The sequence below is a fragment of the Acinetobacter sp. ANC 4216 genome, assembly GCF_004331195.1.
Classification (GTDB): Bacteria; Pseudomonadota; Gammaproteobacteria; order Pseudomonadales; family Moraxellaceae; genus Acinetobacter; species Acinetobacter kookii.
Map to the genome: position 1 here is coordinate 23,685 of NZ_SJOC01000011.1, position 14,948 is coordinate 38,632.

Below are 14,948 nucleotides of genomic sequence, written 5' to 3' on the forward strand. Positions count from 1 at the left end.
TACTCGGTTTTATCGCTAATTGTGCCAATTCACGTTAGAATATGCGCCTTAAATTTTGTCTTACCTAAATACATTTGGAGTTTTCCATGAACGCTACTGTAGAACAGCTTGCACCTGTAGAACAGCAAGCGACCACTGACTGGGTTGTTGCGGCACTATATCAATTTAAAGAAGTTCAAGATCCGGCCGATCTGCAGCAACGTCTTCTTGATTTGGTAAAAACCATCAATCTTTGTGGAACTCTCATTGTTGCAGGAGAAGGCATTAACGGTACTGTAGCGGGTGACCGTGCAGCAATCGATACCATTCATCAATTCCTTTTGAATGAAGGTTTTAACGCAATGGAATATAAAGAGTCTCACAGCTCTGACAAGCCATTCCGTAAAATGAAAATCAAACTGAAAAAAGAAATTGTAACTTTAGGCGTTGAAGTCAAACCGCGCGATTTAGTCGGGCACTATCTTGATCCAAAAGAATGGAATGAACTGATTGCACGTGACGACGTAATTTTGATTGATACGCGTAACGACTACGAATATAAAGCCGGAACCTTTAAAGGCGCGATTGACCCTAAAACTGAAACCTTCCGTGAATTCCCGGAATATGTCAAAAAAGAACTGGAGCAGCATAAAGACAAGAAAATTGCCATGTTCTGTACCGGCGGTATTCGCTGCGAAAAATCCACTTCATTATTGCTTCAAGAAGGTTTTAATGAGGTCTATCACTTGAAAGGCGGTATTTTAAAATATCTGGAAGAAACATCTGCCGAAGAAAGCATGTGGGAAGGTGAATGTTTCGTCTTTGATGGCCGTACTGCTGTGACTCATGGTGTAGAAGAAGGTCAAAACATTAAGTGTCATGCTTGTGGCTGGCCTTTGCTTCCCGAAGAAGTGCAACTTCCAAGCTATGAACATGGCGTGTCTTGCAAATACTGCATCGACAAAACCAGCGAAAAACAAAAAGCCGGTTTCCGTATGCGTCAGTCACAAATTGCAGCAGCGAAACGCAAACGCCTATAATTGATGTCCTGAATCAAAGCCCTCATAAGAGGGCTTTGATTATTTACCTAAAAACAACAATAAATAAAAAAAGATCACCAAGTTTTACCATTAATGTGTGTCAAGTCACAAATAATCTGTTAATCTGAAATAAAAATTACAACAAACTTATAAACCATTAATTTTTAACGCGAAATATTTAACATATAACCTAAAAAGTAACGTGAAAAAGGAGTTAAATTATGTCAAGAACAATTAGTCGCTCAGCCCATTATACTCGACGCTTTTACCTGGTACGCGAAAAAAATCTGCAAAAAGTAGAACATATTAAACAAACTTTAGAGCAAGAATCCCATCTGTTTATTGTAATGATGGGAGCAGTGATTGGCAGTATTTTCTCCCTGTTTATTGCCTATCATCTCACACCTAATTTGCTGGAATATGCCTTGCTCGGTGTGATTCCATTTGCACTTGCCTATAGTTTAAGAAAAGTTTATATCCATACACTGATTCATAGCCAGGAATAATCCAAAGGGATTGCTTGGCTATGCTTTACCCTGCAACAAATTAAATTTAGGATGGGTAAATATCACTAATATTTTTATCACTTTATGAATCTGACAGAGTGGATTATTTCCATTATGGAACAATTGGGCTATCTCGGTATTGCCCTGCTGATGTTTCTTGACAATGTATTTCCTCCCATTCCTTCTGAAATCATCATGCCTTCCGCTGGCTATTCTGCATCGCAAGGCCAGCTAACTTTGTTTGGCGTCATCATTTCCGGCTGTTTCGGTTCATTGCTTGCAGCTGCTTTACTGTACTGGATTGGCTATAAGTTTAACCATGACAGCATCTTTCGTTTTGTCGACCGCTATGGCAGATATCTATTTATCAAATCGAGCGATGTTAAAAAGTCACTGGACTGGTTTGAACACTATGGACATCGCATCGTATTCTTTGGCCGCATGATTCCTGCTGTACGCTCGCTCATTAGTATTCCCGCAGGCATGAGTCGAATGCCATTTTGGAAGTTTATGTTTTACAGTGGCTTAGGTACTATTATCTGGACTACATTCCTCGCGTGTGTCGGTTTTTATTTTGGAGAAAACCAGCATTTAATGCAGCAAATTTTCAGTAAAGTCAGTTATGTGATTATGTCCATTGTAGTCATCATTATTGGTTGGGTTGTATACCGTAGACAGCAGCGTAAAAATCGTCCATCCTGAATCAAGGTTATCCTCGGGAGGCTAAGGCAATATCGCATTATCTTAAATATTTTGTAGTTGTTTATAGTATGGTCTTGATTCTTTTGGTCAGCCTCTTGATTTTTGTTTTAAAGCTGAATGCCATAACCGTGCTGCCTGGGCTGATCGCTTCCGCTTTTCTAAGTGCCAGACATTTTGTCAAAAAAGAACAACGTTTACCCAATGCCAAGGAAAAAAATACACTGGTTTGGGGATCAACAGTGATTGCCATGACCATTGGTTTTATCGTGATGTTTATCTCAATTTTTATGCATCCGCGAACTGAGGAAATTCTAATCACGATGAATTATGCTGGGAGAGCCCGAAATTCATGGTTGGTCGCAGCTGCGATTGCCTTACATGGGCTGATCTTTTATATTGCTTACAATGGCTATGCCCGATATACATTAAATAAATTCAAATAGTTTTTAATCATGATGCATACCCCACCTCCTATAAAAGAACACGCCTAAAAAAAGCACCTTATGGTGCTTTTTTTATTTAAGGAATTAATTTGATATGAATACATGAACTGTAATTATTACAGTGCAAGGCGTACCATCAGGCTGGTGTGTGGTACATTAAATATAATTCATTCAAATTATCTGGAATTTCTTCAGCAATTTCATCCATGAGCTGGCCATTGCGACGGAAAGATTCCATTTGCGGATCTTCTTCGTCCACACCACTGAACACCATCATTGGCAAAGTTAAGTCAACCAATTGCTCTTCATGTTCAGGCGTAAACCAGGCATCTTCGTTTAAGAACATCGCATCGACAAAGCCAACGCTCCAGTCACCTAAACTTGAATCCACATCTGCTTCTTCAATTTCAAAAGGAAACTCGATTCCTTCTTCATTGGCCAAGCTTTGACGAATTGATTCTAACCATGCTTTTACTTGTGCAATAATTTCTGCAGGCACTTTCTTTTGATTGTTGTCAAAAAGTTCGTCCAGCCATTTATCGAATTTCGGACCAACCGCAATTGCACATAAAAAGCCATGAGTAGCCGGGAAATCTAGACCATATTCATTTTGGTCGCCATCTAGATATTCGCTCAAAAGGTCTAAATCTAAAGCACTCATTTAAAATCCAGTTTGTAAAATAACTACGGCATAGCATAGCATTTTAGCCCGCTATACAGAATCCAATTTTAGTCTTCTTCGTCATCAAAATCGTCGTCATCATCCAGATCATAATCAAAATCTTTCAGCTCGCGCTCTAAACGACGTTGTGCGAGAAGGTCATCAATGAGGCGACGTTTTTCTAACGACTCTTTAGCACTAATTTTGCTTGATACTTCATCAAAACTAACATCATCATCACTGTAGCTATCATCTAGTTCAAAATCTGTAGAAGACACTAAAACTACCTCATGGTGAAAAAAAGTGAATGGGTCTAGGCGCTATTTATCCTGCTTCTATATTCTTGTCAAGTATTTTTATTTTTTTCTCTCACAAACCTGGTTTAATCTTGTTTTTCCCCCTAAAAATTGTGTATTTATTAGTACCTAGAATTTTCAGCCTGGCCAGTTCAAAACTCAGTATATTTTGAGTGTTCCACCCTATGGACTTGAAAAAAAAAATTCCAGCCCAATATTGAAAACAATTGTTAAATCAAATTCATATTTTTAAATGAGACTTGAGCAATCAATATTCAAAACAATTTTAAGCAAATTGTGCTATCATGCACGGTTTTTCACTGCCACAGATTCAACGAAGAGTAAGCAAAGATGAGCGATATGACTTCCCCTACTTCGCAAGTAGCGGCTCTGATTAGCCGAGGCAAAGAGCAAGGTTACTTAACTTACGCTGAGGTTAACGATCATCTCCCGGACTCGATCACGGAAAGCGAACAGATTGAAGACATCATTCAGATGCTTCAGGACGTGGGTATTCCAGTTCATGAACGTGCGCCTGAATCTGATGACGCCATGTTCGATGGCTCAAATGCTGAAGCTGCCGATGAAGTTGCCGAAGAAGAAGCGGCAGCCGTACTTGCTTCTGTTGAAAACGAACCTGGTCGTACCACAGATCCCGTACGCATGTACATGCGTGAAATGGGCACGGTTGAACTATTAACGCGTGAAGGCGAAATTAGCATTGCTAAACGCATTGAAGAAGGTATTCGTGACGTTCTGCACTCGATTGCCTACTGGCCGAATGCCGTTGAAGTTGTATTAAAAGAATATAACGATGTCATTGAAGGTGAACGTCGTCTTGCTGATATTTTATCGGGCTATTTAGACCCGGAATCTGATGAAGAAATTCCAGAAGTTTTAGAAGATGAAGCGGACATTGATGACGAGGAAGAATCAACCTCTAAATCGACCAAAGATGTAAAACTGGACGATGATGACGAAGAAGAATCTGAAAGTGAAGATGATTCTGAAGGTGAGTCAGGTCCTGATCCAGAAATTGCACGCGTACGTTTTGCTGAACTGGAAGAAGCCTGGAAAACAACCAAAGCTGCAATTGAAAAGCACGGTCGCAACAGTAAACAGGCAGATGAAGCGCTTCAGGCACTTGCCACCGTGTTTATGATGTTCAAGTTCACTCCACGTCTATTTGACATCATTTCTGAAATGATTCGTGGCACACATGAACAGATTCGTACATCTGAGCGTGAAGTGATGCGTTATGCGGTACGCCGTGGCCGTATGGACCGTACCCAGTTCCGTACCTCTTTCCCGGGTCAGGAATCTAATCCAGCCTGGTTAGATGAACAAATTGCCAAAGCACCTGCCGAGCAGAAGGCTTACCTGGAAAAAGTACGTCCAGATGTACTGGCATTCCAGCAAAAGATTGCCGACATCGAAAAAGAGTTAGGCTTGAATGTTAAGGAAATTAAAGACATTTCTAAACGTATGGCAGTGGGTGAAGCCAAAGCCCGTCGTGCGAAGAAAGAAATGGTGGAAGCTAACTTGCGTCTGGTTATTTCGATTGCGAAAAAATATACCAACCGCGGTTTGCAATTCCTTGACCTGATTCAGGAAGGTAACATCGGCTTGATGAAAGCCGTAGACAAGTTTGAATACCGTCGCGGCTATAAATTCTCAACCTATGCTACCTGGTGGATTCGTCAGGCAATTACCCGTTCAATTGCCGATCAGGCGCGTACTATTCGTATCCCGGTACACATGATTGAAACGATTAACAAGATCAACCGTGTATCACGTCAATTGCTTCAAGAAATGGGTCGTGAACCAACGCCTGAAGAATTGGGTGAACGTCTAGAAATGGACGAAGTTAAAGTCCGCAAAGTGCTTAAAATTGCCAAAGAGCCGATTTCTATGGAAACGCCAATTGGTGATGATGAAGATTCACATCTTGGCGATTTCATTGAAGATGGCAACATCACCTCTCCGGTAGATGCAGCAACTTCAGAAGGCCTGAAAGAAGCGACTCGAGAAGTGCTGGAAAACTTGACTGAACGTGAAGCGAAAGTCTTGAAAATGCGTTTTGGTATTGATATGCCAACCGACCATACACTGGAAGAAGTCGGTAAACAGTTTGACGTTACCCGTGAACGTATCCGTCAGATTGAAGCCAAGGCATTACGCAAATTACGTCATCCTTCCCGTTCTGAACACTTGCGTTCATTCCTGGAAAATGACTAAGCCATAGTAATACCGATGGGGGTTGAAAAGTTGTCCAATAGCCCCATCTAGTATTCAGCAACACATAACGCCTGCACTACGCAGGCGTTTGATATATAAGTGGGACTACTATGACCATGTTAGACCGTACACCATCTCGTGAACTTCAAGAACATCTTTGGGTCTTTCCTATGGATTATCCAATCAAACTGATTGGTGAAGCCTGCGAAGAGTTACATATTGCTGTTGTAGACATTTTGGTAAAACATTTCCCAGACTTTGACGGTAACAGCATCAAGGTACAACCTTCACGTACCGGGAAATATCATTCTTTGACTGCTCGAATTGTTTTTGTCGAACTGGAACAGGTACATGCTTTATATGCTGACCTGGCAGCCTGCCCATTGATTAAAACTGCGCTTTAAGAATAAAAAAAACACGCTTCATGCGTGTTTTTTTTATTTATAGGACAATAAAAATATTATTAATACTACAAAAAAGTTTAAATCGTGCAGCGATCATCCCCATCTTGGCATGATTTCATTATAATTCTTGCATCCTCTTAAAAACTTTTAAGGACGCACTTCACGTGACTGATGCTGTTCTAAAACCTAAACTGATTATTCGCCAATTTAACCAGCTCACTCCCTATCTCGACCGCTTTCAGGATATGAAAAACCTGACTGAAAACCGTGATGAGAATACCCCAGATGAACTGTGGATTTTGCAGCATCATGATGTGCTGACCCAAGGCCAAGCCGGCAAGCCTGAACACATTCTTATGTCCAGCAATATACCGGTGGTACAAACGGATCGCGGTGGACAAGTGACCTGGCATGGTCCGGGTCAGCTGGTTGCCTATTTCATGTTTGATTTAAACCGCTTGGGCTGGAATGTACGCACGCTGGTGTCTTATGCTGAGAATTTAATGATTGCACTGCTGAAAAAATATGGCATTGCAGCCTATGCCAAACCGGATGCACCGGGCGTTTATGTCAATGAGCGTAAAATTGGTTCGCTGGGTTTTAAAATCCGCAAAGGACGCAGCTATCATGGACTGGCCCTGAATATTGACTGTGACCTGTCTGGTTTCCACACCATTAACCCATGTGGTTATGCAGGTTTAGAGATGGTCCGTATTCAGGACCTGGTTCCAGATTACCCAAAATTCGAGAACTTATGCATAGATATCATTGAAACTTTAAACAGCAGCGGTTACTTTAGTGAAGTTCAAATCATGCAACAATAACTTTGCTTTTGACATAAAAATAAATTAGAGTATTTACTCTAAACTAATAAAATATTTTTTAGATAAGGGATACGCGAGTGATTTCAACCAAATCCGTTAAGCCCGCTTTACAACTGACCTATGTCAAACTCATGATGGATGTGATTGGCAGAGGTTTAGTCATGGCGAGTCAAGTCGATGCCGAAGTCAAACAGGAAGTTGCAAAATTTCCTGTCGGTTTTGTGCTATCGATGAAAGTATTTCCGAATGGCCCAGCTTTTATTGCAAAAGTCACGGAAGACCATCAATTACAATTACTGCAATCTGTAGACCGCAAACCTGACCTCACCATTACTTTTAAGCATTTAAGCCATGCTTTTTTAGTGTTTTCTTTTCAGGAAAGTACTGCACAGGCTTTTGCCCACGACCGTATGATAGCCGATGGAGATATTTCATTTGCCATTCGTCTGGTACGCTGCTTAAACAAAATGGAAGCGCTGATTTTACCTAAACTCCTCGCCGAGCTTGCTGTAAAACAATACCCAACCGAATTGAGCCTAAAAGAAAAACTGATGGGAGCTGCAAATATTTATTTGAAAGTAGCTCAATCCTATTTTAAACGGAGTGCATAACATGGCTAAGCCTTATTACGAATTTTTCTGTCCAGTCAAAGTCATCGCAGGTCATGCCGCCTTAGAACATATTCCGTTTGAACTTGCTACTTTAGGTGCAAAACGCCCGCTCATCATTACCGACAAAGGCGTACGCAGCAACAATCTGCTCGCTCCTATTGAGGCTGCCTTTGAATCTACCGATGCGGTAATTGGCCATATTTTTGATGATGTTCCACCAGATTCAAGCGTACAAACCGTTCGAAATGCAGCAAAAGCTTATCGTGATCATAATTGTGATGCGATTATCGCCGTGGGTGGCGGTTCAGTCATTGATACTTCAAAGGCAACCAATATCCTGGTGACCGAAGGCGGCGATGACCTGCTTAAATATTCAGGTGCACATAACCTGCCAAAACCGTTAAAACCATTTTTCGTGATCCCAACCACATCAGGTACCGGTTCAGAAGTGACCATGGTGGCTGTGGTGTCTGATCTGGAAAAAAATGTCAAAATGCCATTTGCCTCTTATTACCTGATGCCGCATGCTGCCATTCTTGATCCGCGTATGACCCAGACCTTGCCGCCGCATTTAACTGCCATGACAGCTATGGACGCGCTGACGCATGCGGTTGAAGCCTATACCTGCATGGCAGCCAATCCGATCAGCGATGCTTATGCAACTGCTGCGATCAAAAAAGTCAGCAACAGCCTGTTCAATGTTCTGGACAACCCGACAGATGAGTTTGGCCGCCTGGAACTGGCCCAAGCTTCTACCATGGCCGGGATTGCATTTTCCAATTCAATGGTTGGTTTAGTGCATTCATTAGGACATGCCCTAGGTGCGGTTGCCCACCTGCCCCATGGCCTATGCATGAACCTGTTCCTGCCTTATGTGCTGGAGTACAACAAGGAAGTGAATGGCGATAAAATTGCCGAATTGTTACTCCCTTTAGCTGGCCCAGACATTTATGCGCAAACCCCAGCACATTTACGTGCCGATAAAGCGATTGCTACAATTCTGACCATGCGTGATCGTTTATATGCACTGACTAAATTGCCACGTACTTTACGTGAAACCGGCAAGGTTTCAGAAGCGCAATTGAATGAAGTCGCAGACAAAGCATTAAATGACGGTTCTATTATTTACAATCCGAAAGAAGCCACCCTGAGTGATTTAAAAGCGATTTTAGAAAAAGCTTGGTAAATATTGAAAAATAAGTGAATATAGCCAAAAATAAGCCTGATGTTTTTTTGAGCATCAGGCTTTTACTTTATGGAAAATTAAAGCGAATCTTTTATATCAAATGGCATATTTACTGCATTAAAAATTCATAAAGATATTGGCAAAAGGTACCAAACTGGAGTAGATTGGCGCACTTTTGTTTTATTCATTTAGGGGGGATCGTTCGTCTCAAACGATCCTTGTAAACATGACTGATCCTTGATCAACGATAAGAGGATAACGCCGTTGACAAATATCTCTGGGACTCAATCGGCAGCTAAACTGCAAAAAACGCTTGGACTGTGGCACATCATTATTATTGGTTTAGCTTATATTCAGCCAATGACATTATTTGATACATTCGGTCTGGTTTCCGAAGAAAGCCATTATCACGTGCCAACTTCATACATTATTGCCCTCATTGCAATTCTGTTTACTTCTATTAGTTATGGACACATGATCCGTCGTTATCCCTCATCAGGGTCGGCATATACCTATGCTCAAAAATCGATTCACCCTAATGTCGGTTTTATGGTGGGCTGGTCATCATGGCTCGATTATCTACTGTCACCAATGGTCAACATCATTTTGGCCGTCATTTATCTGGAAGCCCTTTTCCCTGGCGTGAACCATTGGGTTTGGGTCGTTGTACTGACCGCATTTATGACCGGGGTAAACTTGCGGGGTGCCAGATTCGTTGCCAACTTCAACGGCCTGATTGTATTGGTTCAGCTGGCAGTCATCGGGTACTTCACCTGGATGGTTTATTCTCTACTTGCAGGTGGGGTCAATGCCGATGGGACATTGGCAAATGCCAAATACCAGTTGTGGAGCCTGGATCCGTTCTGGAATGAAATGACAGCTTTAGGCCCTTTAATTACCGGTGCAACATTGCTTTGTTTCTCTTTTACCGGTTTTGACTCACTCAGTTCACTGGCAGAAGAAACTAAAGATACTGAAAAGACCTTACCCAAAGCGATTTTCCTGACTGCACTTATTGCAGGTGTCATCTTTATTATTAGCACCTACTTCATGCAAATCTACTTTCCAAATGATCCGAAGACATATTTTGAAGATGTTGCTGCAACCCAGCCGGACATTCTTCAAGCCGTTGGTGGAGTAGCATTCAAAACTGTGGTGCTTTATTTCGCAATCGTTACGGTGATGGCATCCGGTATTTCTGCACATGCGGGCGTTTCACGCCTAATGTATGTGATGGGCCGTGATGGCGTGATCAACAAAAAGATTTTTGGTCATATCAGTCCGAAAAGCTACACACCGGTTTACAACATTCTGATTGTCGGTGGCGTGGCTTTAACTGCTGGTTTCATGGATCTGGACATCGTGATTTCAATGATCAGTTTCGGTGCCCTCACTGCTTTTACCTTTGTGAATCTGTCTGTAATTTCACGTTATGCATTACGTGATGGCCGTACCAAAAATATCAAAGACATTATTAGCTTTGTCGTCATTCCTTTACTCGGCTTCTTAAGTATTTTTGCCATGTGGCTAGAAATTGAAGATACCGCATTGAAATTCGGTTTATGGTGGGCAATGTTCGGTATTTTGTACCTGGGTTATAAAACCAAAGGTTTCAAACACCCTGCTCCACAGCACAACGAGTTTGATGATACGCATTAATGCCATGATTCCATGCATAAAAAAAGACGCTCAATGCGTCTTTTTTTATGATCTGAAATTAGACCAGTTCTTTAAAACCTTGCTGACGCCATGCTTCATACAGAATAACTGCTGTAGCATTAGACAGGTTCAAACTACGAGAGTTTGCTGCCATGGGTAAACGAATCCAGTGTTTTTCCGGGAACATCATGCGTACATTTTCAGGCAGACCGCGTGTTTCAGGGCCCATCAATAAAGCCACAGGACGGTTTAAATTTGAGGTATGCGGAGTTTCAGAACCTTTGGTGGTTAAAGGATAAATAGCATCCTGATCAATGCCTTGCTCTTCTAAATGAGCTAAGCATTCTGCAAAGTTTTCCCACACTTTCATGTGTGCCCATTCATGATAATCCAGACCTGCACGTCGCAGCTTTTTATCGTCGAGCTCAAAACCCAGCGGTTTAACCAAATGAAGTTGCGCACCGGTATTGGCACATAAACGGATGATATTCCCGGTGTTGGCAGGAATTTCTGGCTCGTACAAAACAACGTGGATCACTTTTTACTCACTCTAATTTTATTTAGGCAATGTTTGGACTTTACTGATCAAGCCGGGAACTCGATAGAGGATTTCTTGGCCAAGTACCGCGTTCCGTTTGCAATTGAACAACACCAAAAATTCGCTGCTTATCCTCTTTACTCAGGCACAGCCTTCATCTTGCACTCGGGCAACACGAAGTGTTGCTTATTCTCGCTCATGCCCACTGCAATTGTTCACGCAATTTTACCACTTCACCAATAATGGTGAGCGTCGGCGCTTGAATGTGATGCTCCGTCACTTTCGATGCGATATCGGCTAAGGTTCCCACCACCACTTTCTGGTCAGGTGTAGTCCCTTTGGAAATCAGGGCAACCGGCATGTCTGGACGCTGGCCATGGGCAATCAGCTGGGCACAGATTTTTTCCAGCCCCACCAAGCCCATATACAATACTAGGGTCTGGTTTTCATACACCAGCTCATTCCATGGCAACTCTGGCGAGCCTTCCTTTAAATGCCCGGTCAAGAAGCGCACACTTTGAGCATAATCACGATGGGTTAAAGGAATACCGGCATAAGCGGAACAGCCCGAAGCTGCAGTAATTCCAGGTACCACCTGAAAAGCCACGCCTGCAGCAAACAGTTCCTGAATCTCTTCGCCACCACGGCCAAAAATAAACGGATCACCGCCTTTTAAACGGCAGACGCGCTTACCTTGAGCAGCGTATTCCACCAATAACGCATTAATGCCTTCTTGCGGCACACTATGATTGGAACGGGCTTTACCCACATAGACCTTTTCCGCATCACGGCGGCACAAGTCCATAATCGCAGGCGACACTAGACGGTCGTAAATAACAACATCTGCCTGTTGCATCAAACGCAATGCTTTTAAGGTCAACAGTTCAGGATCGCCTGGCCCCGCACCCACCAGATAGACTTCACCTTTCGGCGCTTTCCATTCCATTAAGGCCTGTTCAATCAAACGGTCTGCTTCAGCAAGATTGTCATTAAACACCTGTTCTTTGAGGGGACTGGCATACAAGTCTTCCCAAAAAATGCGGCGTTCATCCGGATTAGTAATTTTCGCTTTCACCGCTGCACGCCACTTACCTGAAAAATCGGCAAGTTTGCCCATGCCATGCGGAATGCTCGCTTCCAGCTGGGTACGGATTTGACGGGATAAAACTGGTGATTTGCCATTGGTGGCAATTGAAACCACTAAAGGAGAACGGTCGATAATGGCAGGCACCATAAAACGGCAATGCGGTAGATCATCGACACTATTCACCAGAATTTTTTCAGCTTCGCAAGCTTCAAAAACCTGAACATTGGTGGCTTTATCATTGGTTGCCGCAATCACCAGACGGTAATCACGCAACGGAATATCTGGACTAAAAGGCGCTTGGACATATTGTCCTTGGCTGGCACGAACAATCTCAAGTAAATCATTTTCGATTTCAGGCGCAATCACATCAATGACTGCCCCTGCTTTTGCCAAAAGTACGGCCTTACGGTAAGCAATGCGCCCACCACCGACAATCAGACAAGGTTGCTGCTGCAACTTTAAAGAGATTGGAAAGATATCCACGAATGACCTCAATATTTTAAATCTGACTGTCTTAAGCAATTTTCATGCACAAAATTGTGCTATTCATAAATTTATTGATCAATCCGAAGATCAATCAATAAATTCCGCACCGCCCATATAAGGACGAAGCACTTCAGGAACCTCAATCGAACCGTCTGCACGTTGATAGTTTTCCATCACCGCAAGCAAGGTACGGCCAACAGCCAAACCTGAACCGTTCAGGGTATGCACAAATTCGGTTTTCTTCTGGTCAACACGGTAACGTGCTTTCATACGGCGGGCCTGGAAATCGCCCATGTTTGAACATGAAGAGATTTCACGGTAGGTATTTTGGCTCGGTACCCAGACTTCAAGGTCATAGGTCTTGGTTGAACCAAAGCCCATATCGCCACCGCACAGGATGATTTTACGGTATGGCAGACCAAGTGCCTGCAAAATACCTTCAGCATGCCCGGTCAGTTCTTCCAAAGCCTGCATCGAATCTTCAGGTTTTACAATTTGCACCATCTCGACTTTGTCGAACTGATGTTGACGAATCAGGCCACGGGTATCACGGCCATAGGAACCTGCTTCGCTGCGGAAACATGGCGTATGTGCGGCATATTTCAATGGCAAACGTTCAGGATCAATAATTTCGTCACGCACGAAATTGGTCACTGGCACTTCAGCGGTTGGAATCAGGTAATATTCTTTTTCACCCTGCAATTTGAATAAATCTTCTTCAAATTTAGGCAATTGACCTGTACCACGTAAAGAATCAGCATTCACCAGATAAGGCACATAAGCTTCGGTATAACCATTTTTCAGGGTATGGGTGTCCAGCATGAACTGGGTCAGCGCACGCTGTAAACGCGCCAATGGACCTTTCAGAACACTGAAACGTGTACCGGTCAATTTGGTTGCAGTTTCAAACTCCAAACCGCCCATCCATTCACCCAGGTCAGTATGATCCTTGATTTCAAAATCAAATTGACGCGGAGTGCCCCATTTTAAAATTTCAACGTTGTCGTCTTCATCTTTACCCTCAGGTACAGATTCATGCGGCATGTTTGGAATGCTTAAAGACTTGGTTTCAATTTCAGTTTGCAATTCTGCAAGTGCAACTTCAGCGGCTTTAATTTCATCACCAATGGCTGCCATACGCGCCATGATTTCAGATGCATCACCACCAGATTTTTTAATTTGGCCAACTTGTTTTGCACCCGAATTACGCTCTGCTTGCAAAGCTTCAGTTTTCGATTGAAGCTCTTTACGGCGAGCTTCAAGGGAAGCCCACTCTTCAACATTAAGCTGTACACCACGTTTTGCCAAGGCTAAATTTACAGCCTCAATATTATTTCTGATTAATTTCGGGTCGATCATAGCCAATCTTTTGCAAAGAAAAAAACTGGCTATAGTGTAAGCGCTAAACACTAAAAAAGACAGTGATCGAGCGGACAGCTGTGGCTTATTAGAGCAAATTTACCCGAATTAAGCTGAAATTAGGACGATGGATACTTGGGCAAACCTGGCAGATATTCCGCTTTAATCAGTTTGCCCAGTGCCGAATAAGGCAAGGTCAGCTCGGTCATGCCTTCTGCATAGGAAGCCAGCTCATACAAGGGATAAACAAAGACAATACCATTGGCACCATAGTAAAAATTATCACTTAATTTCAGTTTTTCCCTGTCGATACTGTGCTGCTCCAGCCAGATGCTGTTTGAATCATACAAAGTATTCAACAATTGCTGCTCTGTGCCTTTGACCATAATATCTTGCAGCGCCAGACGCTTTTTGTTTTTCAAATCGAAATTGACAAATTCCTGATGATACATGCCATGCGCAGCACCAGATGAATAGGTATAGGTCTGAATGGCAAAGGTTGCCCGATCATACTGCTGACTGACAAAACGGATATAGGTCGAGCTTTGACTTAGATTGGGATTCGCGCCTTCGGCAGTATTGATCTTTTGATTAGGCGCTGTAGAAAATGCAATCGGATCGGCTTTTTTCACCCGATCAAGAAAATAGTCATCTACCCATTTCAGATTGGTTTTTACCGTTTGAATCTCATACTGGGTACAACCTTCCGCATCACATGCTTCCGGTTTGCTCAGTTTCACAGGAACAACCTTGGCTTGAATTAATGGAATTGTCTGAACGTTTTCCTGTTTTGCAGTACTTGCCTGTTCCGTTTTCGGGGCTGGTCGCTCCTGACAACCCGTGATGACGAGTGCTGCCAAAGAAACAGGAAGTGCCCATAGCCATTGTTTATTCGTGCGTGTTTCCATTTTTTTTACAACCTGAGACCC

The 14,948-nt window shown here is 42.8% G+C and carries 16 protein-coding genes; 10 read left to right on the top strand and 6 right to left on the bottom strand.

From position 1 onward, the window contains the following. The first annotated feature begins 86 nt into the window (after window positions 1–86). From trhO to E0H88_RS10250, 4 genes are all read left to right on the top strand, one after another. Window positions 87–1,019 (top strand): oxygen-dependent tRNA uridine(34) hydroxylase TrhO, encoded by a 933-nt coding sequence (gene trhO / locus E0H88_RS10235; protein ID WP_131274089.1) that lies wholly within the window; start codon window positions 87–89, stop codon window positions 1,017–1,019. A 221-nt stretch (window positions 1,020–1,240) separates the two neighbouring features. Next, window positions 1,241–1,525 carry an FUSC family protein gene (locus E0H88_RS10240; protein WP_131274090.1) on the top strand — a complete coding sequence of 95 codons (285 nt, stop codon included), beginning with the start codon at window positions 1,241–1,243 and terminating at the stop codon, window positions 1,523–1,525. 84 nt (window positions 1,526–1,609) lie between these two features. Next, window positions 1,610–2,227, top strand: coding sequence for a DedA family protein (locus E0H88_RS10245; RefSeq protein WP_131274091.1), 618 nt, complete (start codon window positions 1,610–1,612; stop codon window positions 2,225–2,227). Window positions 2,228–2,256: 29 nt separating this feature from the next. Next, complete coding sequence (locus E0H88_RS10250) at window positions 2,257–2,670, top strand: ABZJ_00895 family protein (protein WP_131274092.1); 414 nt, start codon at window positions 2,257–2,259, stop codon at window positions 2,668–2,670. A gap of 136 nt (window positions 2,671–2,806) precedes the next feature. Here E0H88_RS10250 and E0H88_RS10255 read toward each other — a convergent pair whose 3' ends face one another. Then, entirely contained in the window at window positions 2,807–3,331 is a 525-nt protein-coding gene (locus E0H88_RS10255; RefSeq protein WP_092819737.1) for a YecA/YgfB family protein, read from the bottom strand. Between the two features lie 68 nt (window positions 3,332–3,399). Next, entirely contained in the window at window positions 3,400–3,609 is a 210-nt protein-coding gene (locus tag E0H88_RS10260) for a PA3496 family putative envelope integrity protein (protein ID WP_086176283.1), read from the bottom strand. A 369-nt stretch (window positions 3,610–3,978) separates the two neighbouring features. On the opposite strand from E0H88_RS10260, the gene rpoD reads away from it, so the two are divergent. The 6 genes from rpoD to E0H88_RS10290 all read left to right on the top strand — a co-directional run bounded on the left by rpoD (window position 3,979) and on the right by E0H88_RS10290 (window position 10,549). Then, window positions 3,979–5,865: an RNA polymerase sigma factor RpoD gene (gene rpoD / locus E0H88_RS10265; RefSeq protein WP_131274093.1), complete on the top strand. Its 1,887-nt coding sequence runs from the start codon at window positions 3,979–3,981 to the stop codon at window positions 5,863–5,865. Window positions 5,866–5,981: 116 nt separating this feature from the next. Beyond that, window positions 5,982–6,269, top strand: coding sequence for a YbeD family protein (locus E0H88_RS10270; RefSeq protein ID WP_092819857.1), 288 nt, complete (start codon window positions 5,982–5,984; stop codon window positions 6,267–6,269). Between the two features lie 164 nt (window positions 6,270–6,433). After that, on the top strand, window positions 6,434–7,093 hold the full coding sequence (gene lipB / locus E0H88_RS10275) for a lipoyl(octanoyl) transferase LipB (protein WP_131274094.1): 660 nt from the start codon (window positions 6,434–6,436) through the stop codon (window positions 7,091–7,093). 77 nt (window positions 7,094–7,170) lie between these two features. After that, a complete protein-coding gene (locus E0H88_RS10280; RefSeq protein WP_131274095.1) occupies window positions 7,171–7,704 on the top strand; it encodes a hypothetical protein in 534 nt (177 codons plus the stop codon). Between the two features lies 1 nt (window position 7,705). Then, window positions 7,706–8,890, top strand: a complete 1,185-nt coding sequence (locus E0H88_RS10285) for an iron-containing alcohol dehydrogenase (RefSeq protein ID WP_092819741.1) — start codon at window positions 7,706–7,708, stop codon at window positions 8,888–8,890. A 264-nt stretch (window positions 8,891–9,154) separates the two neighbouring features. Next, the gene (locus E0H88_RS10290) at window positions 9,155–10,549 is read left to right on the top strand and encodes an APC family permease (protein ID WP_092819742.1); all 1,395 of its coding nucleotides are present in this window, start codon (window positions 9,155–9,157) and stop codon (window positions 10,547–10,549) included. A gap of 58 nt (window positions 10,550–10,607) precedes the next feature. Here the strand turns inward: E0H88_RS10290 and E0H88_RS10295 are convergent, their stop codons facing one another. From E0H88_RS10295 to E0H88_RS10310, 4 genes are all read right to left on the bottom strand, one after another. Continuing rightward, window positions 10,608–11,087, bottom strand: a complete 480-nt coding sequence (locus E0H88_RS10295) for a tRNA (cytidine(34)-2'-O)-methyltransferase (protein WP_131274096.1) — start codon at window positions 11,085–11,087, stop codon at window positions 10,608–10,610. A gap of 196 nt (window positions 11,088–11,283) precedes the next feature. Continuing rightward, window positions 11,284–12,657, bottom strand: coding sequence for a siroheme synthase CysG (gene cysG, locus E0H88_RS10300; RefSeq protein ID WP_131274097.1), 1,374 nt, complete (start codon window positions 12,655–12,657; stop codon window positions 11,284–11,286). A gap of 90 nt (window positions 12,658–12,747) precedes the next feature. Then, on the bottom strand, window positions 12,748–14,019 hold the full coding sequence (gene serS, locus E0H88_RS10305; protein ID WP_092819745.1) for a serine--tRNA ligase: 1,272 nt from the start codon (window positions 14,017–14,019) through the stop codon (window positions 12,748–12,750). 119 nt (window positions 14,020–14,138) lie between these two features. After that, a complete protein-coding gene (locus E0H88_RS10310) occupies window positions 14,139–14,927 on the bottom strand; it encodes a DUF3298 domain-containing protein (protein ID WP_131274098.1) in 789 nt (262 codons plus the stop codon). Between the last annotated feature and the right edge of the window lie 21 nt (window positions 14,928–14,948).